The following is a 25,761-nucleotide window of genomic DNA, read 5'->3' as shown; positions in this document are numbered from 1 at the left end:
CCGGCCGGCTCCCGCGCTTTGGCCCCCCGCCGCGCCCTTAAGGTGCTCTACACCCCCTCACGGACTTCACGGTCCACACCCGGGGGGGGGCCGGCCCGGGGGAATCCCCCGGGCCGGCCCCTCCCGTTCGTCGCGTTCGAACCGCTACTTCACGGCCTTCAGCGCGTCCACCACGCCGTAGCCGTAGTACCCGGTCTGGCCCCACTTGCTCTGGCACGTCGTGGCGTCGACCAGCGCGCCCGTCGCGTCGTAGACCTTCTCCGGGCAGGCCGTCTTCGTGGCCTGGGCCTTCAGCATCGCCTGGAGCTGCGAGGGCGTGGCCTTCGGGTGCGCGCTCTTCAGCAGCGCCGCCACGCCCGCCACGTGCGGTCCGGCCATCGAGGTGCCCTGCTTGTAGCCGTAGCCGCCGCCCGGCACGGTCGACAGCACGCGACCGTTGGCGTCCGGGGTGGCCGGGACCTGCCACTTGTCGCCGCCGGGGGCGGCGACGTCGACCACGCCCAGCCCGAAGCTGGAGTAGTACGACTTGAAGCCCTGGTTGCCGGTGGCGCTCACGGTGACCACACCCGGGAGCTGGGTGGGGATGTCCAGGCAGACGTGCGGGTCGATCGTGCGCGGGACCGGGGTGGCGTCGTCCGGGCTGGTGTCGTCGACGATGGCGTTCGACGCCAGGTCGTGGTTCGAGTTGCCCGCCGAGGCCACGCTGAGCACGCCCTTGCGCTCGGCGTACTTGGTCGCCCGGCCGAGGGCCTCCACCAGCGCCTTCTGGTCGTCGTCCGCCTTGCAGTTGTAGAGCCAGGGGTCGACGTAGTAGCTGTTGTTGGTCACCTCGATCCCCTTCTCGGCGGCGAACATGAAGCCGCAGACGACCGCCTCGGTGAAGAACAGGCTGGTGCCCGGCTCGCTCACCTTGATCGCGGCTACCTGCACGCCCGGCGCGACACCCGCGACGCCGATGCCGTTGCGCGCGGCCGCGATGGTCCCGGCCACGTGCGTGCCGTGGTCGCTGCCGTCGGGGTACGGGCGCCACGCCCCGTCGGTGGTGTCCGCGACGCCGCCGACGCAGTTGGCCGACTGGCTCTTGGAGAAGTTCGGGGCGAGGTCCGGGTGGGTGTCGTCGACACCCGTGTCGATGACGCCCACGGTGACGTCCCGGCTGCCATCGTTGATCTTGTGTGCCTGATCGGCCCTGATCGCCCGCAGGTCCCACTGGTTGGGCTCCAGCGGCTCCTGACCGTCCGTGGCGGACGCCGCGGCCTTGGCGGCGTCCGCCGCACTGAGCTTCTGCGTCGTGCCCTCCTCGGTGGTCGCCACCGTCTGGAGGGGGGCCGTCCGGGTGGCGCCGACCGACACGAACAGGCTGCGCTGTGCGCGCAGCTGCTTGGCGAAGTCCGGGTTCTGGGAGTGTGCGACGACGACCCCGATCTGCTCATAGGACGTCACCACCGTTCCACCGGCCCGCTCGACAGCCTTCTTCGCGGCCTTCACGGAGGCGTACGTGGTCAGGTTCGCGACGTACGAGAGCTTGGGGCCGGTGGTGTCGGGCTTCGCCGCGGCCGCCGTACCCGCCGTGTTGCCCAGCGGGGCGGCGGAGGCCGCGACCGAGGGCAGGAAGGCGAGCGAGGCCGTGAGCGCCAGGCCGACCGGAACGGCGATACGCCGACGGCCGGGTCCCAGATGAGCCATGGGTTCTCCACATCATCCGTGAAAGAAGCCGTCCGCGCGGGTTCGCGCCGGACGGCGGGTTCATGACAACCGAACCTAGTGCCGACGCTCGACTTTCCGCCATCAGTTCGACGAAATCAGATTCCGAAGAATCATCCGAAGAATCAACGGGTGTTGAACCGTCCCGACGCGCCGTACGTGCCGTTGACAAGGGGGGGTCAGCGCCACCGTCCCCCCCCCACACGGAGGTTGTTTTGTCCGTCGTCCCCACCGCACCCGCGTCACAAGGAGAGCCCCCCGTGACCACCGAAGCAGCGCCGCCGCACGGCAGCGCGGGAACGCCCGCGGCGAGCCCCACGGCCGAAGAGTTCTCGGCCGTCCAGCAGAGTGCCGAATTCGCCGAACTGCGCAGTTCCTACCGGTCCTTCGCCTTCCCGCTCACCGTGGCCTTCATCGCCTGGTACCTGCTCTACGTCCTGCTGTCCAACTACGCCGGCGGCTTCATGGGGACCAAGCTCTTCGGCAACATCAACGTCGCCCTCGTGTTCGGCCTCGCCCAGTTCGCGACGACGTTCCTCATCGCCTGGCTGTACTCCCGGCACGCCGCCGCGAACCTCGACCCCAAGGCCGCGGCGATCAAGGCGCGGATGGAGGCCGGCGAATGAGCCACACCCTGCGCCTCGACCTCGCGACGACCGCCGCCGCCGGAGCCACCGAGCACCGGCCGCTGATCATGACCCTGTTCGGGCTGTTCGTCGTCGCCACCCTCGTCATCACGATCTGGGCCGGCCGTCAGACGAAGGACGCCGCCGACTTCTACGCGGGCGGCCGCCAGTTCACCGGATTCCAGAACGGCCTGGCCATCTCCGGCGACTACATGTCCGCCGCGTCCTTCCTCGGCATCGCCGGCGTCATCGCCCTCAAGGGCTACGACGGCTTCCTGTACTCCATCGGCTTCCTCGTCGCCTGGCTGGTGGCCCTGCTGCTGGTCGCCGAGCCGCTGCGCAACTCGGGCCGCTACACCATGGGCGACGTCCTCGCCTTCCGGATGCGCCAGCGCCCCGTCCGTACCGCCGCCGGCACCTCCACCATCGTGGTCTCGATCTTCTACCTGCTGGCCCAGATGGCCGGCGCCGGCGTACTGGTCTCCCTGCTCCTCGGGATCACCAGCGACGGCGGCCAGGTCGCGATCGTCGCGCTGGTCGGCGTACTGATGATCCTCTACGTCACCATCGGCGGTATGAAGGGCACCACCTGGGTCCAGATGGTCAAGGCCGTCCTCCTCATCGCGGGCGCGCTGCTCATCACCTTCCTGGTGATGTGGAAGTTCAACTTCAACGTCTCCGACCTGCTGGGCAAGGCCGCCGAGAACAGCGGCAAGGGCTCGTCCTTCCTGGAGCCCGGACTCAAGTACGGCATCACCGGGACCTCGAAGCTGGACTTCGTCTCCCTGGGCCTCGCCCTGGTCCTCGGCACCGCCGGCCTGCCGCACATCCTGATCCGCTTCTACACCGTGCCCACCGCCAAGGCCGCCCGTAAGTCCGTGAACTGGGCCATCGGCATCATCGGCGTCTTCTACCTGATGACGATCGCCCTCGGCTTCGGCGCCGCCGCCCTGCTCAGCCCCAAGGAGATCACCGACTCCAACCCGTCCGGCAACACCGCCGCCCCGCTCCTCGCCCAGGCCGTCGGCGGCGGCGCCGACTCCACCGGCGGCGCGGTCCTGCTCGCCGTGATCTCCGCGGTGGCCTTCGCGACGATCCTCGCCGTGGTCGCGGGTCTCACCCTGGCCTCCTCGTCCTCCTTCGCGCACGACATCTACGTCAACGTGATCCGCAAGGGCGAGGCCACCGAGAAGGAAGAGGTACGGGCGGCCCGCTGGTCCACCGTCGTCATCGGCGCCGTCGCCATCGTCCTCGGAGCGCTCGCCCGGGACATCAACATCGCGGGCCTGGTCGCCCTCGCCTTCGCCGTCGCGGCGTCGGCGAACCTGCCGACCATCCTCTACAGCCTCTTCTGGAAGCGCTTCACCACCCAGGGCGCGCTCTGGTCGATCTACGGCGGTCTGATCTCGTCGGTGGTCCTGGTGCTGTTCTCGCCCGTCGTCTCCGGCAACGACAAGACCTCGATGTTCAAGGGGGTCGACTTCCACTGGTTCCCGCTGGAGAACCCCGGCATCGTCTCGATCCCGCTCGGCTTCCTGCTCGGCTGGCTGGGCACCGTCCTGTCCAAGGAGAAGGCAGACCCCCAGAAGTTCGCGGAACTTGAGGTCCGCTCCCTTACGGGGACGGGCGCTCACTGACACCGTGCTCATCGTGAGATGAGCCGAGCACGCAACGTGGCCGCGTCGTACTTCTCTACGACGCGGCCACGCCGCGTCTCGTTCATTCGGGCATCCCTACGCGCCACGGTCGTCGCGTAGGCTCGAACACGGCGCCAGGCCTTTATCCGAACCGGCGCGAACGTCTCTATCGACCGGACAGGGAGGGGGCCCGAAATGCTTCTGGACACCTACGGCCGCGTGGCCACTGACCTGCGCGTCTCGCTCACCGACCGGTGCAATCTGCGCTGTACGTACTGCATGCCCGAGGAGGGCCTGCAGTGGCTCGGGAAATCGGATCTGCTGACCGACGAGGAGATCGTCCGGCTGATCCGCATCGCCGTCACGCACCTCGGGATCACCGAGGTCCGCTTCACCGGCGGCGAACCGCTGCTCCGCCCCGGCCTGGTCGGGATCGTCGAGCAGTGCGCCGCCCTGGAGCCGCGCCCCCAGATGTCCCTGACCACCAACGGAATCGGCCTCAAGCGCACCGCACAGGCGCTCAAGGCCGCCGGGCTGGACCGGGTAAACGTTTCGCTGGACACCCTGCGGCCCGAGGTCTTCAAGACCCTCACCCGGCGTGACCGCCACCGCGACGTCATCGACGGCATGGCCGCGGCCCGCGAGGCCGGCCTGACCCCCGTCAAGGTCAACGCCGTCCTGATGCCGGGCCTGAACGAGGACGAGGCCCCCGACCTGCTCGCCTGGGCCGTGGAGAACGAGTACGAGCTCCGCTTCATCGAGCAGATGCCGCTCGACGCCCAGCACGGCTGGAAGCGTGAGGGCATGATCACGGCCGGTGACATCCTCGCCTCGCTGCGCACCCGCTTCACCCTCACCGAGGAAGGCGCCGACGAGCGCGGCTCCGCCCCGGCCGAGCGCTGGGTGGTCGACGGCGGCTCCGCCACCGTCGGCGTCATCGCCTCGGTCACCCGCCCGTTCTGCGGAGCCTGCGACCGTACGCGGCTCACGGCCGACGGCCAGGTCCGTACGTGCCTCTTCGCCACCGAGGAGTCGGACCTGAGGGCCGCGCTGCGTTCCGGGGCTCCCGACGGGGAGATCGCCCGCCTGTGGAAGGTGGCGATGTGGGGCAAGAAGGCCGGGTCCGGGCTCGACGACCCGTCGTTCCTGCAGCCCGACCGCCCGATGTCTGCGATCGGCGGCTGAGGGCCCCGGCCCGGCCGGAGCGACCCTCTCTAGGGGCGCTCCGAGCCCTCCGGCCGGACCCACTCGTCGAGCTTCACGACGTCCTTGAGGAACCCGCGCACTCCCAGGAACTGGGAGAGGTGCTCCCGGTGCTCCTCGCACGCCAGCCAGGTCTTGCGGCGCTCGGGCGTGTGCAGCTTCGGGTTGTTCCACGCCAGGACCCAGACGGCCGCGTCGCGGCAGCCCTTGGCCGAGCAGGTGGGCGCGTCCGCGGAACCGGTGGAACGAGCGGAGTCGGGGAAGTCAGGGGAGTTCACGCCTCAACCCTACAAACCCCTGCCGCGGAAAGGCGACGCCGAGCAGCCACGGGGGGAGCTGCCCGGCGTCGGTCCGTCGCTCCGACGGGGGATGCGGAGCGCGTAGGCAGTATGTCACGCAGGACCCGGTGCGGTGCACCGGAACTTCATGATTGATCTGAGCTTTTCTTGAGGTTTCCCGCGTCCAGTGCAGGGTGCACAGGTGACGGGATGAAGTGCGAGGGCAGCGAGGGGGCCGACTCGCGCCCCGCGTTGGCGATGACCACGGCCACGTACGGCAGCAGCGCGCCCGCGACGAGCGTCACGATCGCCACGTGACGCTCCACGTTCCACAGGATCACCGTCGCCAGCACGGAGAGCGTCCTGATCACCATCGAGACGACGTACCGGCGCTGCCGTCCCCGCACGTCCTCGTCGAGGCCCATCCGGGCTCCGGTGATCCGGAAGACCTCGGCCCCGTTCCGCTTCTTCCGCTCCACGCTCCACCGCCCGATCCGCCTGCCGGACACTCCCCGGTCCGGACTCCTCCCACCGTACGCCGCCCGCCCGGTGGCGAGGAGAGGGGGTGTCCCCCGAATGGGGCTGTCCGAAATGCGCAGTACGCCGTACGGGTCGAAACTGGGCCCACATACGCACAACGCGCCACGAGGAGGCTCGACATGTCATGGTTGTGGGCGATCATCGTCGGTTTCGTGCTGGGCCTCATAGCCCGGGCCGTCCTGCCGGGCAAGCAGCATCAGCCCCTCTGGCTGACCACCCTGTTCGGCATCGTCGGCGCCATCCTCGGCAACGCTGTCGCGGTGTGGATCGGCGTCGGGGAGACCAAGGGCATCGACTGGACCCGGCACCTGCTCCAACTCGCCGGAGCGGTGCTGATCGTCGCTCTCGGTGAGATGGTCTACAAGTCGCTCAAGGGCGGCAGCAAGCAGATGACCTGAGGGCGGCATGTCGGAGGGGCCGGCCGGACGTGGTGTCCGGACCGGCCCCTCCGCCGCGCTCGGGCGTCGGGCCCGGGCGTCAGCCCGTGACCTCGACCGCCGCCAGGTTCTTCTTGCCGCGCCGCAGCACCAGCCAGCGCCCGTGCAGCAGCTCCTCCTTGGAGGGGACCGCGTCCTCGGCGGTGACCTTCGCGTTGTTCACGTAGGCGCCGCCCTCCTTCACGGTCCGGCGGCCGGCCGACTTGCTCGCCACCAGCCCGGTCTCCGCGAGCAGGTCCACCACCAGGCCGAGCTCGGCCACCCGGGCGTGCGGCAGCTCGGACAGGGCCGCGGCCAGCGTGGCCTCGTCCAGGTCCGCCAGCTCGCCCTGGCCGAACAGCGCCTTCGACGCGGCGATCACGGCCGCGCACTGGCCGGCGCCGTGCACCAGCGTGGTCAGCTCCTCCGCCAGCGCCCGCTGGGCGGCGCGCGCCTGCGGCCGCTCGGCGGTCTGCGCCTCCAGCGCCTCCAGCTCCTCGCGGGACTTGAAGGACAGGATCCGCATGTAGGTGGAGATGTCCCGGTCATCCACGTTCAGCCAGAACTGGTAGAACGCGTACGGAGTGGTCATCTCCGGGTCGAGCCACACGGCCCCGCTCTCGGACTTGCCGAACTTGGTGCCGTCCGCCTTGACCATCAGCGGGGTCGCCAGCGCGTGCACGACCGCGCCCGGCTCGACCCGGTGGATCAGGTCGAGCCCGGCCGTCAGGTTGCCCCACTGGTCGGAGCCGCCCTGCTGGAGCACGCAGCCGTAGCGCCGGTACAGCTCCAGGAAGTCCATGCCCTGGAGCAGCTGGTAGCTGAACTCGGTGTAGCTGATGCCCTGGTCGGAGTCGAGCCGCTTGGCGACCGAGTCCTTCGTCAGCATCTTGTTGACCCGGAAGTGCTTGCCGATGTCCCGCAGGAACTCGATGGCGGACATGCCCGCCGTCCAGTCCAGGTTGTTCACCATGAGCGCCGCGTTCTCGCCCTCGAAGGACAGGAACGGTTCGATCTGGGTGCGCAGCCGGGTCACCCAGTTCGCGATCGTCTCCGGGTCGTTCAGCGTCCGCTCGGCGGTCGGCCGGGGGTCGCCGATCTGACCGGTGGCCCCGCCGACCAGCGCCAGCGGCCGGTGTCCGGCCTGCTGGAGCCGGCGTACGGTCAGCACCTGCACGAGGTGTCCCACGTGCAGGGAGGCCGCCGTCGGGTCGAAGCCGCAATAGAAGGTGACAGGACCGTCCGCGAACGCCTTGCGGAGCGCTTCTTCGTCGGTGGACTGGGCGAACAGCCCGCGCCACTTCAACTCGTCGACGATGTCCGTCACGGTTTCTCGACTCCTTCGAATGGTTGCGTCGCGCCGAGGATTCAGTCTAGGTGGATCAGACGCCCTTGCTGACCGAGCTCATGTTGAAGTCCGGGATGCGCAGCGCGGGCATCGCGGCCCGGGTGAACCAGTCGCTCCACTCTCGCGGCAGGGTCTTCTCGGTCCGGCCCGCCTCCGAGGCCCGCGACAGCAGGTCCACCGGCGATTCGTTGAACCGGAAGTTGTTCACCTCGCCCACGACCTGGCCGTTCTCCACCAGGTAGACGCCGTCCCGGGTCAGGCCCGTGAGCAGCAGCGTCGCCGGGTCGACCTCGCGGATGTACCAGAGGCAGGTCAGCAGCAGACCCCGCTCGGTGGAGGCCACCATCTCCTCCAGCGAGCGGTCGCCGCCGCCGTCCAGGATCAGGTTCCCGAAGCCCGGCGCAACCGGCATCCCTGTCATGCCCGCGCTGTGCCGGGTCGTGGTCAGCCGGGACAGCTCGCCGTCGCGGATCCACTCGGTGGCAGGGACCGGCAGGCCGTTGTCGAAGACGGAGGCGTCGTCGCCCGAGCTGTGCGCGATCACGAACGGCGCGGACTCCAGGCCCGGCGCGTGCGGGTCGCTGCGCAGGGTCAGCGGCAGCCGGGACAGCTTCTCGCCGAGCCGGGTGCCGCCACCGGGCTTGGAGAAGACCGTCCGGCCCTCCACCGCGTCCCGGGCCGCCGCGGACCACATCTGGTAGATCAGGAGGTCGGCCACCGCGGTCGGCGGCAGCAGGGTCTCGTACCGGCCGGCGGGCAGGTCGATCTTCCGCTCCGCCCAGCCCAGCCGTACGGCGAGCTCGGCGTCCAGCACGGTCGGGTCCACGTCCTTGAAGTCCCGGGTGGAGCGGCCGGCCCAGGCCGAGCGCTGCCGGTCGGGGGACTTGGCATTGAGCTCCAGGGTGCCGTTCGGCTGGTCGTGGCGCAGCCGCAGGCCGGTCGAGGTGCCGACGTACGTGGAGACCAGCTCGTGGTTGGCGAAGCCGTACAGCTCCCGGCCGCCCGCGCGGGCCCGGGCGAAGGCCTCGCCGAGCGCCGGTGCGAAGTCCGCGAACACCGCGGAGGAGGTCTCGGCCGGCGCTGCGGTGAAGTCCGGCGAGGCCGGGGTCCCGGTCACCAGCGGCTGGGCGTCCTCGGCGGGACCGGCGCCCCGGGCGGCCGCCTCGGCGGCCCGGACCAGCGGCTCCAGGTCCTCGGCGGTGACGGCGGAGCGCGACACGACCCCCGAGGCCGTGCCCTCCTTGCCGTCGACCGTCGCGATGACGGTCAGGGTCCGGCCCCGGGTGACGCCGTTGGTGGTGAGCGCGTTGCCCGCCCAGCGCAGATTGGCCGTCGACTGCTCGTCGGCGATGACGACGCAGCCGTCGGCGGTGGACAGCTCCAGGGCGCGCTCGACGATCTCGTGGGGCTTCGTACGGCTCATCGGCCGGCCTCCTGCGTGGTGTTCAGGATGTTCACGTCGCGGAACAGCGCGGACGGGCAGCCGTGCGAGACGGCCGCGACCTGGCCCGGCTGGGCCTTGCCGCAGTTGAAGGCGCCGCCGAGGACGTACGTCTGCGGCCCGCCGACCTTCTCCATCGAGCCCCAGAAGTCGGTGGTCGTGGCCTGGTAGGCGACGTCGCGCAGTTGCCCGGCCAGCCTGCCGTTCTCGATCCGGAAGAACCGCTGCCCGGTGAACTGGAAGTTGTAGCGCTGCATGTCGATCGACCAGGAGCGGTCGCCGACGACGTAGATGCCGCGCTCCACCCCGCCGATCAGGTCCTCGGTGGACAGCCCGCCCGGATCCGGCCGGAGCGAGACGTTCGCCATCCGCTGGACCGGCACGTGCCCGGGGGAGTCGGCGAAGGCGCAGCCGTTGGAGCGGCCCAGGTCGGTGAGTTTCGCGATCCGCCGGTCCAGCTGGTAGCCGACCAGGGTGCCGTCCTTGACCAGGTCCCAGCTCTGCGCCTGGACGCCCTCGTCGTCGAAGCCGACGGTGGCGAGCCCGTGCTCGGCGGTGCGGTCACCGGTCACGTTCATGATGGGCGAGCCGTACTTGAGTTTGCCCAGCTGGTCGAAGGTGGCGAAGGAGGTCCCCGCGTACGCCGCCTCGTACCCCAGCGCCCGGTCGAGCTCGGTGGCGTGCCCGATGGACTCGTGGATGGTGAGCCACAGGTTGGACGGGTCCACGACCAGGTCGTAGCGCCCGGCCTCGACGCTCGGCGCCCGCATCTTCTCGGCGAGCAGTACGGGGATCTGCTCCAGCTCGGAGTCCCAGTCCCAGCCGGTGCCGGTCAGGTACTCCCAGCCGCGCCCGGCCGGCGGGGCGATGGTGCGCATCGAGTCGAACTCGCCGGTGGTGGCGTCCACGGCCACCGCGGTGAGCTGCGGGTGGATCCGTACGCGCTGCTGCGTGGTCATGGTGCCGGCGGTGTCGGCGTAGAACTTGTTCTCGTGGACGGCGAGCAGCGAGGCGTCGACGTGCGCCACCCCGTCGGCGGCCAGCAGGCGCGCGCTCCAGTCGGCGAGCAGGGCCGCCTTCTCCGCGTCCGGCACCCCGAACGGGTCGACGTCGTAGGCGGAGATCCACGTCTTGTCGGCGTGCACCGGCTCGTCGGCGAGTTCCACCCGCTCGTCCGAACCGGCGGCCTTGATGACCTGCGCGGAGAGCTTCGCCATGGCGACGGCCTGCGAGGCCACCTTGGCGGCGCCGTCCATGGTCAGGTCCACACCGGAGGCGAACCCCCAGCTGCCCCCGTGCACCACCCGGACCGCGTACCCGAGGTCGGTGGTGTCGGAACTGCCCGAGGGCTTGGCGTCCCGAAGCCGCCAGGAGGCGCTTCGGATCCGTTCGAGCCGGAAGTCGGCGTGGTCGCAGCCCAGCGCGCGGGCCCGGGCGAGCGCCGCGTCGGCGAGCGCCCGCAGGGGCAGCGCGGTGAAGGCCGCGTCGATGGAATGGGGCACGGTGGTCCTCCCGGGGTCGGGGCCGGTCGCCTCGATCATGTCGCGCTCGAGGCTCTTGTGCCTACATCTTTCTGTAGGGACTCGACAGAGCCCGTACCGAGGCCCTGTGGGAGATCGATTCTCCGCTCGGGGGACCTGGCCTATAGGTTTTTGGTACTCAGACCGCTAGTCGAAAGGGTGATCCGTTGAGCCGCTCGGTTCTCGTCACCGGAGGAAACCGGGGCATCGGCCTCGCCATCGCCCGAGCCTTCGCGCAGGCCGGCGACAAGGTCGCGATCACGTACCGGTCGGGTGAGCCGCCGCAGGAGCTCACCGCGCTCGGCGTCCTGGCGGTCCGCTGCGACATCACCGACTCCGAGCAGGTGGAGCAGGCCTACAAGGAGATCGAGGACGCGCACGGCGCGGTCGAGGTGCTGGTGGCCAACGCCGGCATCACCAAGGACACGCTGCTGATGCGCATGTCCGAGGAGGACTTCGCGTCCGTCGTCGACACCAACCTCACCGGCACCTTCCGGGTGGTCAAGCGTGCGAACCGTGGCATGCTGCGTGCCAAGAAGGGCCGCGTCGTCCTGATCTCCTCGGTCGTCGGGCTGCTGGGCTCGGCGGGCCAGGCCAACTACGCCGCCTCCAAGGCGGCGCTGGTCGGCTTCGCCCGCTCCCTCGCCCGTGAGCTCGGCTCGCGCAACATCACCTTCAATGTCGTGGCCCCCGGATTCGTGGACACCGACATGACGAAGGTGCTCACCGACGAGCAGCGCGCGGGCATCGTCGGCCAGGTGCCGCTGGGCCGCTACGCGCAGCCCGAGGAGATCGCGGCAGCCGTGAGCTTCCTGGCGTCCGACGACGCCGCGTACATCACAGGAGCCGTCATTCCCGTTGACGGCGGATTGGGCATGGGTCACTGATCACCATGAGCGGAATTCTCGACGGCAAGCGCATCCTCATCACCGGGGTGCTGATGGAGTCGTCCATCGCCTTCCACGCCGCCAAGCTGGCCCAGGAGCAGGGCGCCGAGGTCATCCTCACCGCGTGGCCGCGCCCGACGCTGACCGAGCGCATCGCCAAGAAGCTGCCGAAGCCGGTCAAGGTGATCGAGCTCGACGTCACCAACGACGAGCACCTGGCCCGCCTGGAGGGCCTCGTCCGCGAGGAGCTCGGCGGCCTCGACGGCGTCCTGCACTCGATCGGCTTCGCGCCGCAGGACGCCCTGGGCGGCAACTTCCTGAACACCCCGTTCGAGTCGGTGGCCACCGCCATGCACGTCTCGGCGTTCTCGCTGAAGTCGCTGACCATGGCCTGCAAGCCGCTGTTCCCGGCGGAGGGCGCGGCCGTCGTCGGCCTCACCTTTGACGCGCAGTTCGCCTGGCCGCAGTACGACTGGATGGGCCCGGCCAAGGCCGCGCTGGAGGCCACCAGCCGCTACCTCGCCCGTGACCTGGGCAAGGAGAACATCCGCTGCAACCTGGTCTCCGCCGGCCCGCTCGGCTCGATGGCCGCGAAGTCCATCCCGGGCTTCTCGGACCTGGCCGACGTCTGGAACTCCCGCTCCATGCTGGAGTGGGACATGAGCGACCCGGAGCCGACGGGCAAGGCCGTCGTGGCCCTGCTGTCGGACTGGTTCCCGAAGACCACCGGCGAGATCGTCCACGTGGACGGCGGCCTGCACGCGATGGGTGCCTGAGTCAGGCACCGGCAGTACGCAGAAGTACGTGTACGTCCGTACGGCGGCGGCCGCGTCTCCCTTCCGGGAGGCGCGGCCGTCGCCGTATCCGCCGGTGCAGTGGGGATTCCGGCCGGGCACTCGATCGGATTTTCGCCCTCCGGCCGGATCTTCCCGAGTCGAAAACCAGGACAGATACCTGCAAACTGGCCTGGTCGGGATCTGCCCGGCTCGTGCGGGGAGGAGGTGCGGGAGTGCGCGCGAGGCGGAGCCGAGCGGTATCGCTGCTGGTGACCTCGGTGGTCCTGACGGGATTCCTGATCCCGGGGGCGGACGCACAGCCCGAGGGGGGCGAAGCGCTGTCGGGACGGGAGGCGGTGGCCGTCGTGGAGCCCGCGGTCGCGGAGCCCGCTGCCGTGGAGCCCGCCGCCGTGGACCTCGACGAGATCCCTGCCGAGCCGCCCGTACGGCCCCGGCCTCCCGCCGAACGGGAGCTGTTCGGCGCCGACTGCGAGACCGTGATCGAGGGCTCGCAGGTGACGGCCGCCTGCCAGAACGGCTATCCCGAGACCGACCTCCTGCGTCTGCACGTGGAATGCGACCGCTGGTGGGACGTGGACGCGGACAGCGCCGCCGTCGCCCTGGCACCGGCCGGCCGCATCGAGCTGACCAGCCGCTGCTGGAAGGAGGTCCGCACGGCCTGGGTCACCCACCAGCGGCCCTGACCCCGCCGGGCCGCAGTCGCTCCTACTTCCCGCCGAGGCACACGAACGGGTAGCCCGCCGCCTCAGAGGCCGCGGTGTCCCCGTCCCCGCGCCGGATCGCCTCGATCAGCCGCGCGTGGTCCAGGTGCGCCGCGGGATCCAGCTCCGTGCCCACGTCCGTGCGCAGCCAGTCCGCGACCAGGTCGCCGAGGTCCGCGTACAGCTCGATGAGCACCTCGTTGTGCGAGGCCGCCACCACCGCCATGTGCAGTGCGACGTCCGCCGCCACGAACCGCTCCGCGTCCCCGCTCGCCCAGGCCTCCTCGCGCCGCGCCAGCAGCGCGTCCAGCTGCCCCAGGTCCCGCTCGGTGCGCCGCTCCGCCGCCAGCCGGGCCGCCGCGGACTCCAGCGTCGAGCGGAGCTCGGCGATGTGCCGCGGGTCGGCGCCCGCGAAGCGGCGGTGCATCACTCCGGCCAGCTCGCTGGTGGCGATCACGTACGTCCCGGAGCCCTGCCGGATGTCCAGCAGCCCGTTGTGCGCCAGCGCCCGGACGGCCTCCCGGACCGTGTTGCGGGCGACGCCCAGCAGCTCGACGAGCTCCGGCTCGGTGGGGATGCGGGCTCCGACGGGCCATTCGCCGGAGGTGATCTGGTTCCGGAGCTGGGCGATCACCTGGTCGACCAGTGCGGATCGCCGGGGCGAGGTCAGCGGCATACGGGCGGGTTCCTCTCCAAGTTCAGTCTCGGGGGTGACAACCAATCATCCCATGATTCTATGATGGTGTAATGCCCGACGAAGAAATACAGACCCTGAACCGGCCCGAGGCCGCGCGCACCGTACCCGCACCGTCCCGTTCCGCCGCTGCCACGAGCGCGCGAACGGAGCCGAACCCGGAGCCCGCCTGGCTCGGACCGGTCCTCATCGTCGGCATCGTGCTGGCCGCACTCAACCTGCGGCCCGCCATCACCAGCCTCGGCGCCCTCTTCGAGGAGGTCCGCACGGGCCTCGGCATGAGCGGCACCGTCGCCGGACTGATCACCTCCGTCCCCGCCCTCTGCTTCGCCGTGTTCGGCGTCACCGCGCCGCGGCTCTCGCGCCGCTTCGGCCCGGCCGCCGTCGTCTGCGCCGGCATGGCCGCCGTCGCCGGCGGACTGCTGATCCGGCCCTTCGCGCAGGGCGCCGCCGGCTTCCTCGCCGCCAGCGCCCTGTCCCTGGCGGGCATAGCCCTGACCAACGTGCTGCTCCCGGTCATCGTCAAGCGGTGGTTCCCGGACCGCGTGGGCACCATGACCGGCCTGTACTCCATGGCCCTGGCCCTCGGCACCTCGCTCGCCGCCGCCGTGACCGTCCCGATGACCTCCGCCCTCGGCGGCAGCTGGCGTGCAGGCCTGCTGGTCTGGGCCGTGCTCGCACTGGTCGCCGTACTGCCCTGGCTGCCCGTCGCGGGGGCCGCCCGGCGCGAGAAGCGGGCCGCCGCCTCCCGGGCGGCCGCGACCGTACGGGCGGACGCCGGCCCGAAGATCGTCCGCAGCCGCACCGCCTGGGCCCTGGGCTGCTACTTCGGCCTCCAGGCCACCGGCGCGTACATCACCATGGGCTGGCTCCCGCAGATCTTCCGTGACGCCGGGGTCTCCGCCTCCACCGCCGGTGTCCTGCTGGCCGTCACCATGGTCATGGGCGTTCCGCTCGCCTTCGTCATCCCCAACCTGGCCGGCCGGATGAGGAACCAGGGGGCCATCGCCGTCACCCTCGGCCTCTTCGGCCTCGCCGGATACACCGGCCTCCACTTCGCCCCCGCCGGCGGAGCCTGGGCCTGGGCGCTCCTGCTCGGCGTCTCCAACTGCGCCTTCCCCCTCGTCATCACGATGATCGGGCTGCGCGCCAAGTCCCCGGCCGGCGTGGTCAAGCTGTCCGCCTTCGCCCAGAGCGTCGGCTACCTCATCTCCATCCCCGGACCGCTCCTCATCGGTGCGCTCTACCAGCACAGCGGTGGCTGGGACCTGCCGCTCACCGTCATGGCGGGCCTGCTGGTCCCGCAGATCGCGCTGGGCGTCCTGGCCGGCCGGGACCGCACGATCGAGGACGAATGCGGCATGCGAGACTGAGCGGCATGTCGCCCGTACTCGAACCGAACCCGCAGGACAGCCACAAGAAGCTCGGCCTGGTGCTGGGCGCGATGCTGGTCGTGACCGTGATCATCTCCGTCATCGCGACCGCCGTCTCCCCCTGACGCCCTTCGGGGTAGGGGTATCCCCCCAACCCTTAGGGGGCCAGGGTCAGGGTCGACTGGGGTGTGTCCCGGATGGGCACCGCGCCTTCGAATCCATAGATTCGAAGAGAGCGAGCCAGTCCCACCCCGCGTACCCACGGAGGCGGCCATGTCGGCCCCCACGCATACACCCGGTCCCCGAGTCCACGGGGCCAGCACCCGGCTGCACTGGTGGGCGCTGGCCCTGCCCGCGCTCGCCTTCGGCCTCCTCCTGCTGCTCCTCGCCGGCTCCGGCCAGGCCCACGCCGCCACCGGCGAAGCCTCCGCGATCCTCCAGGTCACCCAGCAGATCCTGCGCGTCGTCGGCTGACCGGCCCCACGCGCCCGAGCCCGCGATCGGGCTCGCGGCGGGGCCCGCGATCGGACCCTGCGGCCGGCTTCCGCCGGGCCCTCAACACCCTGCGCTCCGTGGCCCGATTCATGCGAAGCTGGGAGCCATGAGCGCCGACACACCCCGCAGGATCGTCCTCCTCCGGCACGCCAAGGCCGACTGGCCCGAGGTGCCCGACCACGACCGCCCGCTGGCGGAACGCGGCCGCAAGGACGCACCGGCCGTCGGGTTGAAGCTGGCCGAGACCGGCATCGCCTTCGACCTGGCCCTCTGCTCCACCGCCGCCCGCACCCGCGAGACCTGGAAGCTCGCCGTCCAGGAGATGCCGCACCGGCCGCGCACCTCGTACGAGGAACGGCTGTACGACGCCTCGCCGGGCGAGCTCATCGCCCTGCTCAACGAGGTGTCCGACGAGGTCGGCAACCTCCTCGTCATCGGCCACAACCCGGGCATGCACGCCCTCGCCGACGCCCTCTCGGGCCGCGCCGAGGGGGACGCCCTGGCGCGGATGAGCCGCACCGGCTTCCCGACCGCGGCGTTCGCCGTCGTCTCCTTCACCGGCTCCTGGAAGTCCGTGGAGCACGGGGTGGGCACGCTGATGGACTTCTGGACCCCCGAGGACCACTGAGCACCGTACGCAGGTACGCGGACGGGCCCCGGCGCGATCGATCCGCCGGGGCCCGTCCTCGTACGCGGGCGACTCAGGTCAGACCCGCGGCCTCGACCTCTTCCCGGGTGACCCCGAGCAGATACAGCACCGCGTCCAGGAACGGCACGTTCACCGCCGTGTGCGCGGCCTCGCGCACCACCGGCTTGGCGTTGAACGCCACACCCAGCCCGGCCGTGTTCAGCATGTCCAGGTCGTTGGCGCCGTCGCCGATGGCCACCGTCTGGGCCAGCGGTACGCCGGCCTCCGCGGCGAACCGGCGCAGCAGCCGGGCCTTGCCCGCCCGGTCCACGATCTCACCGGTGACCCGGCCGGTCAGCCGCCCGTCGACGATCTCCAGGGTGTTGGCCGAGGCGAAATCCAGCCCCAGCCGCTCCTGCAGATCGTCCGTCACCTGGGTGAACCCGCCCGAGACCACACCCACCTGGTAGCCGAGCTGCTTGAGGGTGCGGATCAGGGTCCGGGCGCCCGGCGTCAGCCGCACCTCGGAGCGGACCTTGTCCACGACCGAAGCGTCCAGCCCGGCCAGCAGCTTCACGCGGGCGTGCAGCGACTGCTCGAAGTCCAGCTCCCCGCGCATGGCCCGCTCGGTCACCTCGGCGACCTCGGCCTCGCAGCCCGCGTGCGCGGCGAACAGCTCGATGACCTCGTCCTGGATGAGGGTCGAGTCCACGTCCATGACGACCAGGCGCTGCGCCCGGCGGTGCAGCCCGGCCGAGACCACGGCCACGTCCACGCCGATGTGGGAGGCGGCGGTGGCCAGCTCGGTGCGCAGCGGTTCGGTCTCCACACCGGAGACGGCGAACTCGACGGCCGTCACCGGGTACTTGGCGAGCCGGAAGATGCGGTCGATGTTGCCGCCGGTCGCGGTGATGCGGGAGGCGATGGCGGCCGTGGACTCGGCGGTCAGCGGATGCCCGAGCACGGTGACGTGGGAACGGCCGCTGCCGCGCGGCCGGTTGTCACCGGTACCGGAGAGGATCTCGGCCTGCAGCTTCAGCGAGTCGGCCCAGCTGTGGACGGTGGCCCGCAGCTCGCCCTCGCCGCTGTCGGCGGGCTTGGTGACGAGGGCGCACAGGACGATGCGGCCACGGGTGACGACCTGCTCGATGTCGACGACGTCGACGGAGTAGGCGGCGAGGGTGTCGAACAGCCCGGCGGTGATCCCGGGACGGTCCTTGCCGAAGATCTTGACGAGGAGGGTGGGGACGTCGGAGGTCTGCGAAGCGCTCATGGTGCCCTCACCGTATCTTCCCGTCCTGCCTGCCAGGACCCCCGTCCCACCTGCCGGAACCATTCTGCGGCGCAGCGCCCTCCGGCGCCGCCGGTCGCGGGCGCCCGGGGGACGGCGGGGGAGCGGCGGCGAGGTGAACACGGGCCGACGGGGAGGTGGCGTGGGTCTCGGGGCAGAGCGGTGGCCGAGCGTGTTCGATTCGGCACGCTCCGCTTCCCGGAGCTTCCCGGCGCCTCAGCCCGGCGGCCCCAGCGGCGGCGGCGGGGGAGGGGGCGGCGGCGGGGTGAACGGCGGGCGCGGGCGGGGGCGGGGCGCCGGGCGCCCGGCGGGCCTTCGGGGCAGCCGGGTGATCGTGACGTCCCAGGAGCCGTCCGGCTCGGCGCAGGGCTCGGGCCCCGGAAGGGCGTACGGGGACGGCCGCCCGGGCGGAGTCCGGTACGCGGCCGTCGGCGCCTCCGGGGCCGGTCCTGCCGCCCCGCCGGGCCCGGGTCCAGCCGGCCGGCGCCGTCGCGCCAGCAGCGCCCCCGCCCCGCCCGCGGCCGCACCCCACGCCGCCCCGAGCAGCAGCGCGTACAGCGCGTCCCCCCGCAGCTCCACCCCGGCGTCCACCGCATCGACGCCGAGCACCGGCAGCGAGGCGTCGGCCGACACCCCCGTCAGCACTGTCAGCGCCGCCAGCGCGACGCCGGTCACGGCCGACAGCCGCACCGCGCACGCCGCGATCCCGCGCCCCGGAGTCCGTACGGCCGCCAGCACACCGGCGCAGAGCAGCAGCAGCCCCGCCCCCGCGACCAGCAGCCAGATCCGCCCGTCGTACACCGCGAGCCCGGACACCGTCACCGGCTCCCGTGCGGGCGCCCCCAGCAGATCGTCCAGCGGATCCGGCAGCAGCCGGCCCAGCGTGCCCGTGGCCTGCCCGTCGAACGGGACGAGGAGCCCCAGCAGCACCCCCGTCCATGCCCCGTTCGGCGCTCCCAGCAGCGCGGCGCCCAGCACCCGCCCCGGACGCTCGTCGCCCGCGGCCGCCCACACCGCGGCCGTCAAGGCGGCCGCCACCGCCACCAGCAAGGCCGTCACCAGCGCCGACACCGCGGGCTGCAGCCGCGCGAACCCCGCCGGCCCCCGCCGCGAAGCCAGCAGCGCCACCGCCAGTACGGCCAGCACCCACACCCCCGCGCCCAGCAGTGTCGGCCCGGACTCCACCGAGAACCCCACCCGGGCCCGGGTGTCGATGAGGTCCCCGATGCGGTCCGGGAACAGCCCGCCCACGTCCCCGATCCCCGGGACCACCACCTTCGGCGGGGCCGTCGGCAGCCGCGGCCCGTCCAGGGTGACCACGTCGCGCCCGGCCCGGGCCAGCCCGCCCGCCGCGGCGACGAGCAGCACCGCCACCGCGGCCGCCCGGGCGGCGAGTTCCCCGCGCGGCGCCCCGGTCCGGATCGAACGCAGGAAGATCCGGGCCAGGACCAGCGCCCCGGCCAGCCCCACCCCGAGGGGCATGACGTCCAGTGAGGACTGTGCCCCCGGCCCGGTGATCCCGAGGACCGACACGTCCCCCGACGGGGTGACCGTGCCACCGATGGCGAGCACCACCACCGCGGCGGTCATCGCCCCGAGCGAGCCTCCCGCGGCGTCGGCGCCCAGCAGACGGAGCCCGAGGGCGGCGACCGCGGCCATGGTGACGAGGGCCCAGCCGGTGGCGGCGACGCCCGACGCGACCACGTCTCCCCAACGAATGCGGCGCATGCGTACCCCCGGTGCGTGTCGAGCGTGCGTGTCGAGCGTGCGTGCCGAGCGGGACGGGGTCGGACCAGGGCGAGAAGTCCCGTATCTCACTCTCCGGGTGACTTTCGCCCCCGTCAACGGGCTTACGTAGACGCCCCGGGAAGGCCCCGATTCCACATGTGGCCGCAGGCCTGAAATAGTTCCCCCGGATGTTCGCCATCCCTAGACTCCCTGACGTCGGACTCCCTGGCGTCAGGGGGATTCTCGGGGGACTTAAGTGGGGCTGGAGTGCCGGAACTCGTACTGGAATTGAATGGAAGGACCTGGACGCTCGATCCGTCCAGGTCGTACTCGTTGGGGCGTGACCCCCAGGGAGACGTGGTCATCGACGACGCCCGGGTGTCGTGGCGCCATGCCACCATCGCCTGGAACGGCCGGGGTTGGGGCATTGAGGACCACGGCAGCACCAACGGCACCTACGTGCGCGGCGCGCGGGTCCAGCAGACCGAGCTCGTGCCCGGTACGCCGGTGCACCTGGGCAACGCCACCGACGGCCCGCGGCTGAATCTGAGCGCAGCCGCCGCGCCGCAGCAGGCCGTACCGCAGCAGGCGGCTCCCGCCTACCAGGCTCCGGCGCCCGCCTACCAGGCCCCGGCCCAGCAGGCCGCCGCCCCCGCCTACCAGGCCCCGGCCCAGGCGCAGGGCCACCAGCCGCAGCAGCAGGCCTGGCAGCAGCCGCCGCAGCAGGCCGCCGCCCACCAGCAGCCGCAGCAGCCGCACATCCCGCAGCAGCAGGGCGCGGGCCCCGCCTACGGCGGTGACCGCAGCCCGACCACGTTCCACCAGATCGCCGTCGGCCGCGTCATGCGGATCGGCCGTGCGCTGGAGAACGAGCTGGTCGTCTCGGACCTCCAGGTCTCGCGCCTCCACGCGGAGTTCCGCTCCACCGGCGGCCGCTTCGAGATCCACGACCTCGGCAGCCACAACGGCACCTACGTCAACGGCCAGCCGCTGCCCAAGTCCGGCACGGCGCTGCTCGGCCCGAACGACATCGTCGGCGTCGGCCACTCGACGTTCCGGATCGTCGGCGACCGGCTCGAGGAGTTCGTCGACACCGGTGACGTCTCCTTCTCGGCCCGCCACCTCACGGTCACGGTCGAGGGAGGCAAGCACATCCTCAAGGACGTCACCTTCGGCGTCCCGGAGAAGTCGCTCATCGGCGTCATCGGCCCCTCCGGCTCCGGAAAGTCGACGCTGCTCAAGGCGCTGACCGGCTACCGGCCCGCCAACGAGGGCGACGTCCTCTACGACAACCGCAACCTGTACAAGCAGTTCGCGGAGCTCCGCCAGCGCATCGGCCTGGTCCCGCAGGACGACATCCTGCACAAGGAACTGAAGGTCAGCACGGCCCTCAAGTACGCGGCCAAGCTCCGCTTCCCCGGCGACACCGCCGAGGCCGAGCGCGCCGCCCGCATCAACGAGGTCCTGCGCGAGCTCAAGCTCGACATCCACAAGGACAAGAAGATCACCTCGCTCTCCGGTGGTCAGCGCAAGCGCGTGTCCGTGGCTCTGGAGCTCCTCACCAAGCCCTCGCTGATCTTCCTGGACGAGCCCACCTCCGGCCTCGACCCGGGCATGGACCGCGACGTCATGCAGCTGCTGCGCGGCCTCGCCGACGACGGCCGCACGGTCCTCGTCGTCACCCACTCCGTGGCCGAGCTGTCGCTGTGCGACAAGCTGCTGGTCATGGCCCCGGGCGGTTCGGTCGCGTACTTCGGCCCGCCGGACGAGGCGCTGAACTTCTTCGGCTACAGCACGTGGGCGGACGTCTTCTCCGCGTTCGAGAACTACCGCGACTACGACTGGGCCGGCCGCTGGAAGGGCTCGCAGCACTACCAGCTGTACGCCGCCGACCTCGACGCCGTCGCCCCGCAGCAGGTCGCCATGCCGCCGATGCAGCAGATGATGCCGCCGAAGGCGCAGGGCTGGGGCGACCAGCTGTGGACCCTGATCCGCCGCTACGTCTCGGTGATCGCGTCCGACAAGGGCTTCATGGCCCTGATGCTGATCCTGCCCGCCGTCCTGGGCATCGTCTCGACGGTCATCCCCGCGACCTTCGGCCTCGCCCCGCCGAAGCCGCCGTCCCGGTTCAACGGCGACGCCGGCACGATCATGCTGATCCTCTGCGTGGGCATGTGCTTCTCGGGCGCCGCGAACTCGGTCCGTGAGCTGATCAAGGAACGGGTCATCTACGAGCGCGAGCGCGCCACCGGTCTGTCCCGGTCGGCTTACCTCATGTCGAAGGTGATCGTCCTCGGCTTCATCACGGCCGTCCAGGGCGCGGTCATCTGCGTCATCGGCTTCGTCCCGCGCGACCTGCCCACCGAGGGCCTGCTCATGCCGCCGGCCGTCGAGCTGTGCCTGTCGGTCACCGCGCTCGGCTTCACGTCGATGATGTTCGGCCTGGTGATCTCCTCGCTGGTGAAGACCGCCGAGAAGACCATGCCGCTGCTGGTCATGTTCGCGATCGTCCAGGTCGTCTTCACCGGCATCCTCTTCCAGGTGTACGACTCGCCGGGCCTGGAGCAGTTCGCCTGGCTGATGCCGTCGCGCTGGGCGGTCGCCGCCGCGGGCACCACGCTCGACCTCGGCAAGCTCATGCCGCCGTGGGACCAGCAGAACCCGACCAACACCGACCCGCTGTGGGAGCACTCGGTCGCGCAGTGGGGCGTGAACATCACGATCCTGCTGCTCATCGGTGTGGCCTGCGGCTTCGCGGTGCAGAAGCTGCTGCGCCGCCACGAGCCCGAGGTCATGCGCAACTAGCCGGCCCGCTCCGGCGGAACTCCACGGACAAACGCCTCAGGGCGGCACCCGGATACCGGGTGCCGCCCTGAGGCGCATGGGGGTTGCTACGCCCGTCGCCCTAGTAGGCGCTGTTGACGTTGTCGATCGAGCCGTAACGGTCGGCGGCGTAGTTGGCCGCGGCGACGATGTTGGCGACCGGGTGGTACTGGTCCAGCGGGGTGCCGGGGATGTGGTACGCGAGGAAGGTCGGCTTGATGACCTGGAGCAGGCCCTTCGAGGGGATGCCGTTCTGGGCGTTGATGTCCCAGTTGTTGATCGCCCGCGGGTTGCCGCTCGACTCGCGCATGATGTTCTTGTACAGGCCGTTGTACGTGCCCGGAATCTTGTTCGCCTTCATGATCGACAGCGACTCCTTGATCCAGCCGTCAAGGTTGTTCGCGTAGATCGGCTTGCGGACGGTGGAACGGCTGGCGGCCGCCTTCGCCTCGCGGTCCTTCTTCGCCTTGGCCTCGGCGTCGGCCTTCGCCTTCGCGGCGTCGGCCTTGGCCTTCGCTGCGACGGCCTTGGCCTTGATCGCGGCCTCGACCTTCGCGGAGTCCGTGGCCAGCTTGGACTGGGCGCTGAGGTGCTGCACGGTCTTGGCCTGGACACCCTCGACAGCCTGGGTCCACGCCACGGGGGCGGCGGTCACGGTCGTACCGGCCTCGGCGGAGCCGGCGGGGGCGACGGTGGCGGCCAGGGCGGCGGCGCCGATGGTGGCGAACGCGGCGAAGGACATCTTGTGCGCCTTCGTCAGACGACGACTGTGGCCGGGGGTGCTGGTCTTGGACATGCGTAGCAACCTCTTCGAATCGGGGAGCCGCAGGAAAGCGCCGCTCGGATCCGGGATCCGCGGCGCTGTGCGACGGGAGCAATTCTTAGCGGCGGCAAAATCGCCTGGCAAAGGTGTGACGTACGATCCCGCTTAGTGGATCAGGGGGCCGCGACAAGACCGGAATTCCGGTCGGCGCGCTAGGCGTGGCAGCGCTGACGCGGTCTTTATGTGTCCACTAGGCGCCTTCGTAAGTGACGTGGGTCCTATGCGCGGGCTCACATCGGCCATGTAACTGTCTCACCATGAGTTGCTTCAGCAATGCATTCTGTAACGGAATTCTCCACCCTGAGGGCCACAAGCCCGCCGCCGGCCTCATCCCCAGGGCAGAGACGGACCCCCGGACCCCCTCCCCGAGGAGGAGGACACACGGCCCCCGGCCCTAGGACCCGAGCCCGATCCCGCAGGTCAGAGCCGCGAGTACGGTGAGCCCATGACTGGTAGTCCCGTGTTCGGCGGCCCCCGGGGCGGCCTCGCCGCCGTCAGTACCGCCCTGCTCGCCATGAGCCGCCGGCTGGAGGTCCGCGACGTCCTGCGCACGATCGTCGTCTCCGCCCGCGAGCTCCTCGACGCCGAGTACGCGGCCCTGGGCGTCCCGGACAACCACGGCGGCTTCGCCCAGTTCGTCGTGGACGGCATCAGCGAGGAGCAGTGGCGCCGGATCGGCCCGCTGCCCCGCCAGCACGGCATCCTCGCCGCGATGCTCCACCAGGACGGACCCGAGCGGCTGGCCGACGTACGCAAGGACCCCCGCTTCGAGGGCTGGCCCGCCGCCCACCCCGAGATGTCCGACTTCCTGGGCCGGCCCGTCCGCGACGGCGAGGAGACCCTCGGCGCCCTCTTCCTCGCGAACAAGAGGAGCCCCGGCGGGTTCACGGAGGAGGACGAGGAGCTCCTCGCCCTTCTCGCCCAGCACGCGGCGATCGCCCTCACCAACGCCCGCCTCTACGAGCGCAGCCGCGAGCTCACCATCGCCGAGGAACGCTCCCGCCTCGCCCACGAGCTGCACGACGCCGTCGCACAGAAGCTCTTCTCGCTGCGCCTGACCGCCCAGGCCGCCGCCGCCCTCGTCGACCGCGACCCCGTCCGCGCCAAGGGCGAGCTCCAGCAGGTCGCCGCCCTCGCCGCCGAGGCCGCCGACGAGCTGCGCTCCGCCGTGACCGAGCTGCGCCCGGCCGGCCTCGACGAGGACGGCCTGGTCGCCACCCTCCGCGACCAGGTCCACGTACTCGACCGCGCCCACACCGCGCACGTCACCTTCACCTGCGACGGCATACGGGCTCTCCCGGCGACCCAGGAGGAGGCGCTGCTCCGGGTCGCCCAGGAGGCCCTCCACAACGCCCTGCGGCACTCCGGCGGCGACCACGTCGAGGTCACCCTGGCCCGCCGGGCCGCGGGAGCCGTGCTGACCGTCACGGACAACGGAAGCGGCTTCTCCCCTTCCTCCATCCGCGCGGCCGGACGCCACCTCGGCCTCGTCTCCATGCGGGACCGGGCGAGCGGCGTCGGCGGCCGCCTCACCGTGCACTCGGAGCCCGGTACGGGCACCACGATCGAAATGGAGGTCCCCGGTGGCTGACACGCCCATCCGCGTCCTGCTGGTGGACGACCACCAGGTGGTCCGCCGCGGCCTGCGCACGTTCCTGGAGGTCCAGGACGACATCGAGGTGGTCGGGGAGGCCGCCGACGGGGAGGAGGGCGTGGCCCGCGCCGAGGAGCTGCGGCCCGACGTGATCCTGATGGACATCAAGATGCCGGGCACCGACGGCATCGAGGCCCTGCGCAGACTGCGCGCGCTGGCGAACCCGGCGCGGGTGCTGATCGTCACCAGCTTCACCGAGCAGCGGACGGTGGTCCCGGCCCTGCGGGGCGGCGCCGCCGGATACGTGTACAAGGACATCGACCCCGACGCCCTGGCCGGAGCCATCCGCTCCGTCCACGCCGGGCACGTACTGCTCCAGCCCGAGGTGGCCGAGGCCCTCCTCTCCCAAGAGGGGCCGCCGACGCCCGGCCGGGCCGGCTCCCTGACCGAGCGGGAACAGGAGGTGCTGTCGCTGATCGCGGACGGCCGGTCGAACCGGGAGATCGCCCGCGCGCTGGTCCTGTCGGAGAAGACGGTCAAGACGCACGTCTCGAACATCCTGATGAAGCTGGACCTCGTGGACCGCACGCAGGCCGCCTTGTGGGCGGTCAGGCACGGGATCACGGACTGAACCGGGCCGGATCGGACCGTCCGGCTCCGATCCCGGATTCATACGGTCGGGTGGATGTCACTCACATGGCGCATCCCGTTCGTCCGATGACCGTTCTTCATGACATGCCGCGGCGGCTGGCCGCGGCAGACGTACTGGAGGACGAAGAACGTGAAGAACATCAAGAAGGCCACTGCCGTCACCGTGATCGCGGGCGGCCTCCTTGCCGCGTGCGCCGGAGTCTCCTCGGCGCACGGCGGGGCGTCCGCCACGGGCGAGGCGGTGGGCTCGCCCGGCGTCGCCTCCGGCAACCAGGTCCAGGTTCCCGTCCACGTCCCGGTGAACGTGGTCGGCAACGCGGTCTCCGTGATCGGCCTGCTGAACGGCGCCTGGGGCAACACCGGCGTGAACGCCTGACCGGCCCCGCCCGCCGGCCCCGCTTCCCCCACCTCTCCCCGGGAAGCGGGGCCGCGCCGCATCCGAAGGACACGGCCTCCCGAGGCGATGCACCTAGGTCGTGTCGTCAAAGTCCCGTCTGGCCGGCGGGGTCTGGCACGCACGCTCGCCGCGTTGTCGTCGGTCACCGACGCTCCGCGTCGATTCC

The 25,761-nt window shown here is 71.3% G+C and carries 25 protein-coding genes; 15 read left to right on the top strand and 10 right to left on the bottom strand.

The features are described from left to right. Positions 1-144 precede the first annotated feature (144 nt). Positions 145-1,686, bottom strand: a complete 1,542-nt coding sequence (locus ACFXGI_RS13240; RefSeq protein ID WP_384705513.1) for a S8 family serine peptidase — start codon at positions 1,684-1,686, stop codon at positions 145-147. Positions 1,687-1,964: 278 nt separating this feature from the next. Here ACFXGI_RS13240 and ACFXGI_RS13235 point away from each other — a divergent pair, with 278 nt between their 5' ends. The 3 genes from ACFXGI_RS13235 to moaA all read left to right on the top strand — a co-directional run bounded on the left by ACFXGI_RS13235 (position 1,965) and on the right by moaA (position 5,152). After that, the gene (locus tag ACFXGI_RS13235; protein WP_030859109.1) at positions 1,965-2,330 is read left to right on the top strand and encodes a DUF485 domain-containing protein; all 366 of its coding nucleotides are present in this window, start codon (positions 1,965-1,967) and stop codon (positions 2,328-2,330) included. Beyond that, positions 2,327-3,967: a cation acetate symporter gene (locus ACFXGI_RS13230; RefSeq protein WP_384705512.1), complete on the top strand. Its 1,641-nt coding sequence runs from the start codon at positions 2,327-2,329 to the stop codon at positions 3,965-3,967. The genes ACFXGI_RS13235 and ACFXGI_RS13230 overlap by 4 nt, the downstream gene beginning before the upstream one ends. A 195-nt stretch (positions 3,968-4,162) precedes the next feature. Continuing rightward, positions 4,163-5,152 carry a GTP 3',8-cyclase MoaA gene (gene moaA, locus ACFXGI_RS13225; protein ID WP_384705511.1) on the top strand — a complete coding sequence of 330 codons (990 nt, stop codon included), beginning with the start codon at positions 4,163-4,165 and terminating at the stop codon, positions 5,150-5,152. A gap of 29 nt (positions 5,153-5,181) precedes the next feature. Here the strand turns inward: moaA and ACFXGI_RS13220 are convergent, their stop codons facing one another. Both ACFXGI_RS13220 and ACFXGI_RS13215 read right to left on the bottom strand, forming a co-directional pair. Then, on the bottom strand, positions 5,182-5,448 hold the full coding sequence (locus ACFXGI_RS13220) for a hypothetical protein (protein WP_384705510.1): 267 nt from the start codon (positions 5,446-5,448) through the stop codon (positions 5,182-5,184). Between the two features lie 146 nt (positions 5,449-5,594). Continuing rightward, positions 5,595-5,873, bottom strand: a complete 279-nt coding sequence (locus ACFXGI_RS13215; RefSeq protein WP_384705757.1) for a DUF3099 domain-containing protein — start codon at positions 5,871-5,873, stop codon at positions 5,595-5,597. Positions 5,874-6,107: 234 nt separating this feature from the next. Between ACFXGI_RS13215 and ACFXGI_RS13210 the strand changes: the two genes are divergently transcribed. Continuing rightward, the gene (locus ACFXGI_RS13210; RefSeq protein ID WP_384705509.1) at positions 6,108-6,386 is read left to right on the top strand and encodes a GlsB/YeaQ/YmgE family stress response membrane protein; all 279 of its coding nucleotides are present in this window, start codon (positions 6,108-6,110) and stop codon (positions 6,384-6,386) included. A 79-nt stretch (positions 6,387-6,465) separates the two neighbouring features. Here ACFXGI_RS13210 and tyrS read toward each other — a convergent pair whose 3' ends face one another. From tyrS to ACFXGI_RS13195, 3 genes are read right to left on the bottom strand one after another with little or no spacing between them, the layout of a single operon-like run. Then, a complete protein-coding gene (gene tyrS / locus ACFXGI_RS13205) occupies positions 6,466-7,731 on the bottom strand; it encodes a tyrosine--tRNA ligase (RefSeq protein WP_384705508.1) in 1,266 nt (421 codons plus the stop codon). A 55-nt stretch (positions 7,732-7,786) separates the two neighbouring features. Then, the gene (locus ACFXGI_RS13200; RefSeq protein ID WP_384705507.1) at positions 7,787-9,175 is read right to left on the bottom strand and encodes a metallopeptidase TldD-related protein; all 1,389 of its coding nucleotides are present in this window, start codon (positions 9,173-9,175) and stop codon (positions 7,787-7,789) included. Further along, positions 9,172-10,734: a TldD/PmbA family protein gene (locus ACFXGI_RS13195; RefSeq protein WP_384705506.1), complete on the bottom strand. Its 1,563-nt coding sequence runs from the start codon at positions 10,732-10,734 to the stop codon at positions 9,172-9,174. The genes ACFXGI_RS13200 and ACFXGI_RS13195 overlap by 4 nt, the downstream gene beginning before the upstream one ends. A 146-nt stretch (positions 10,735-10,880) precedes the next feature. Here ACFXGI_RS13195 and fabG point away from each other — a divergent pair, with 146 nt between their 5' ends. From fabG to ACFXGI_RS13180, 3 genes are all read left to right on the top strand, one after another. Next, positions 10,881-11,600 (top strand): 3-oxoacyl-[acyl-carrier-protein] reductase, encoded by a 720-nt coding sequence (gene fabG / locus ACFXGI_RS13190; RefSeq protein WP_030300576.1) that lies wholly within the window; start codon positions 10,881-10,883, stop codon positions 11,598-11,600. A gap of 5 nt (positions 11,601-11,605) precedes the next feature. After that, a complete protein-coding gene (gene fabI / locus ACFXGI_RS13185; protein ID WP_229340852.1) occupies positions 11,606-12,376 on the top strand; it encodes an enoyl-ACP reductase FabI in 771 nt (256 codons plus the stop codon). Positions 12,377-12,609: 233 nt separating this feature from the next. Next, complete coding sequence (locus ACFXGI_RS13180; protein WP_384705505.1) at positions 12,610-13,080, top strand: hypothetical protein; 471 nt, start codon at positions 12,610-12,612, stop codon at positions 13,078-13,080. 22 nt (positions 13,081-13,102) lie between these two features. Here ACFXGI_RS13180 and ACFXGI_RS13175 read toward each other — a convergent pair whose 3' ends face one another. Next, positions 13,103-13,774, bottom strand: coding sequence for a FadR/GntR family transcriptional regulator (locus tag ACFXGI_RS13175; protein ID WP_384705504.1), 672 nt, complete (start codon positions 13,772-13,774; stop codon positions 13,103-13,105). Positions 13,775-13,845: 71 nt separating this feature from the next. Between ACFXGI_RS13175 and ACFXGI_RS13170 the strand changes: the two genes are divergently transcribed. The 4 genes from ACFXGI_RS13170 (at position 13,846) to ACFXGI_RS13155 (ending at position 16,288) form a co-directional block, all read left to right on the top strand. Continuing rightward, positions 13,846-15,165, top strand: a complete 1,320-nt coding sequence (locus ACFXGI_RS13170) for a CynX/NimT family MFS transporter (protein WP_384705503.1) — start codon at positions 13,846-13,848, stop codon at positions 15,163-15,165. Positions 15,166-15,170: 5 nt separating this feature from the next. Beyond that, a complete protein-coding gene (locus tag ACFXGI_RS13165) occupies positions 15,171-15,290 on the top strand; it encodes an SGM_5486 family transporter-associated protein (protein WP_384705502.1) in 120 nt (39 codons plus the stop codon). A gap of 148 nt (positions 15,291-15,438) precedes the next feature. Continuing rightward, positions 15,439-15,639, top strand: a complete 201-nt coding sequence (locus ACFXGI_RS13160; protein ID WP_384705501.1) for a hypothetical protein — start codon at positions 15,439-15,441, stop codon at positions 15,637-15,639. A gap of 127 nt (positions 15,640-15,766) precedes the next feature. Then, the gene (locus tag ACFXGI_RS13155; protein ID WP_384705500.1) at positions 15,767-16,288 is read left to right on the top strand and encodes a SixA phosphatase family protein; all 522 of its coding nucleotides are present in this window, start codon (positions 15,767-15,769) and stop codon (positions 16,286-16,288) included. A gap of 73 nt (positions 16,289-16,361) precedes the next feature. On the opposite strand, the gene serB is transcribed toward ACFXGI_RS13155, so the two are convergent. Both serB and ACFXGI_RS13145 read right to left on the bottom strand, forming a co-directional pair. Beyond that, a complete protein-coding gene (gene serB / locus ACFXGI_RS13150) occupies positions 16,362-17,561 on the bottom strand; it encodes a phosphoserine phosphatase SerB (protein WP_384705499.1) in 1,200 nt (399 codons plus the stop codon). A gap of 234 nt (positions 17,562-17,795) precedes the next feature. After that, positions 17,796-19,307 (bottom strand): streptophobe family protein, encoded by a 1,512-nt coding sequence (locus ACFXGI_RS13145; RefSeq protein ID WP_384705498.1) that lies wholly within the window; start codon positions 19,305-19,307, stop codon positions 17,796-17,798. 267 nt (positions 19,308-19,574) lie between these two features. On the opposite strand from ACFXGI_RS13145, the gene ACFXGI_RS13140 reads away from it, so the two are divergent. Then, positions 19,575-22,112 carry an FHA domain-containing protein gene (locus ACFXGI_RS13140; RefSeq protein WP_384705497.1) on the top strand — a complete coding sequence of 846 codons (2,538 nt, stop codon included), beginning with the start codon at positions 19,575-19,577 and terminating at the stop codon, positions 22,110-22,112. 100 nt (positions 22,113-22,212) lie between these two features. Here the strand turns inward: ACFXGI_RS13140 and ACFXGI_RS13135 are convergent, their stop codons facing one another. Further along, a complete protein-coding gene (locus ACFXGI_RS13135) occupies positions 22,213-22,926 on the bottom strand; it encodes a transglycosylase SLT domain-containing protein (protein WP_384705496.1) in 714 nt (237 codons plus the stop codon). Positions 22,927-23,413: 487 nt separating this feature from the next. Between ACFXGI_RS13135 and ACFXGI_RS13130 the strand changes: the two genes are divergently transcribed. From ACFXGI_RS13130 to ACFXGI_RS13120, 3 genes are all read left to right on the top strand, one after another. Continuing rightward, the gene (locus ACFXGI_RS13130) at positions 23,414-24,544 is read left to right on the top strand and encodes a GAF domain-containing sensor histidine kinase (RefSeq protein WP_384705755.1); all 1,131 of its coding nucleotides are present in this window, start codon (positions 23,414-23,416) and stop codon (positions 24,542-24,544) included. Then, positions 24,537-25,178 (top strand): response regulator, encoded by a 642-nt coding sequence (locus ACFXGI_RS13125; RefSeq protein ID WP_384705495.1) that lies wholly within the window; start codon positions 24,537-24,539, stop codon positions 25,176-25,178. The genes ACFXGI_RS13130 and ACFXGI_RS13125 overlap by 8 nt, the downstream gene beginning before the upstream one ends. A 150-nt stretch (positions 25,179-25,328) precedes the next feature. Continuing rightward, complete coding sequence (locus tag ACFXGI_RS13120) at positions 25,329-25,574, top strand: chaplin family protein (protein WP_384705494.1); 246 nt, start codon at positions 25,329-25,331, stop codon at positions 25,572-25,574. The last annotated feature ends 187 nt before the right edge of the window (positions 25,575-25,761 follow it).

Origin of the sequence: Streptomyces sp. NPDC059355 (genome assembly GCF_042752335.1) — a bacterium.
Classification (GTDB): domain Bacteria; phylum Actinomycetota; class Actinomycetes; order Streptomycetales; family Streptomycetaceae; genus Streptomyces.
The sequence above is the reverse complement of the archived record's forward strand: the minus strand, read 5'-3'. Positions and strand labels throughout refer to the sequence as shown.

What these genes read in the sequence shown, in the direction of transcription:
- ACFXGI_RS13240 (WP_384705513.1), bottom strand. Translation starts at nt 1,686, where the DNA reads ATGGCTCATCTGGGACCCGGCCGTCGGCGTATCGCCGTTCCGGTCGGC.
- ACFXGI_RS13230 (WP_384705512.1), top strand. Translation starts at nt 2,327, where the DNA reads ATGAGCCACACCCTGCGCCTCGACCTCGCGACGACCGCCGCCGCCGGA.
- moaA (WP_384705511.1), top strand. Translation starts at nt 4,163, where the DNA reads ATGCTTCTGGACACCTACGGCCGCGTGGCCACTGACCTGCGCGTCTCG.
- ACFXGI_RS13215 (WP_384705757.1), bottom strand. Translation starts at nt 5,873, where the DNA reads ATGGGCCTCGACGAGGACGTGCGGGGACGGCAGCGCCGGTACGTCGTC.
- ACFXGI_RS13210 (WP_384705509.1), top strand. Translation starts at nt 6,108, where the DNA reads ATGTCATGGTTGTGGGCGATCATCGTCGGTTTCGTGCTGGGCCTCATA.
- ACFXGI_RS13200 (WP_384705507.1), bottom strand. Translation starts at nt 9,175, where the DNA reads ATGAGCCGTACGAAGCCCCACGAGATCGTCGAGCGCGCCCTGGAGCTG.
- ACFXGI_RS13195 (WP_384705506.1), bottom strand. Translation starts at nt 10,734, where the DNA reads ATGATCGAGGCGACCGGCCCCGACCCCGGGAGGACCACCGTGCCCCAT.
- fabI (WP_229340852.1), top strand. Translation starts at nt 11,606, where the DNA reads ATGAGCGGAATTCTCGACGGCAAGCGCATCCTCATCACCGGGGTGCTG.
- ACFXGI_RS13175 (WP_384705504.1), bottom strand. Translation starts at nt 13,774, where the DNA reads ATGCCGCTGACCTCGCCCCGGCGATCCGCACTGGTCGACCAGGTGATC.
- ACFXGI_RS13170 (WP_384705503.1), top strand. Translation starts at nt 13,846, where the DNA reads ATGCCCGACGAAGAAATACAGACCCTGAACCGGCCCGAGGCCGCGCGC.
- ACFXGI_RS13165 (WP_384705502.1), top strand. Translation starts at nt 15,171, where the DNA reads ATGTCGCCCGTACTCGAACCGAACCCGCAGGACAGCCACAAGAAGCTC.
- ACFXGI_RS13160 (WP_384705501.1), top strand. Translation starts at nt 15,439, where the DNA reads ATGTCGGCCCCCACGCATACACCCGGTCCCCGAGTCCACGGGGCCAGC.
- ACFXGI_RS13155 (WP_384705500.1), top strand. Translation starts at nt 15,767, where the DNA reads ATGAGCGCCGACACACCCCGCAGGATCGTCCTCCTCCGGCACGCCAAG.
- serB (WP_384705499.1), bottom strand. Translation starts at nt 17,561, where the DNA reads ATGAGCGCTTCGCAGACCTCCGACGTCCCCACCCTCCTCGTCAAGATC.
- ACFXGI_RS13145 (WP_384705498.1), bottom strand. Translation starts at nt 19,307, where the DNA reads ATGCGCCGCATTCGTTGGGGAGACGTGGTCGCGTCGGGCGTCGCCGCC.
- ACFXGI_RS13135 (WP_384705496.1), bottom strand. Translation starts at nt 22,926, where the DNA reads ATGTCCAAGACCAGCACCCCCGGCCACAGTCGTCGTCTGACGAAGGCG.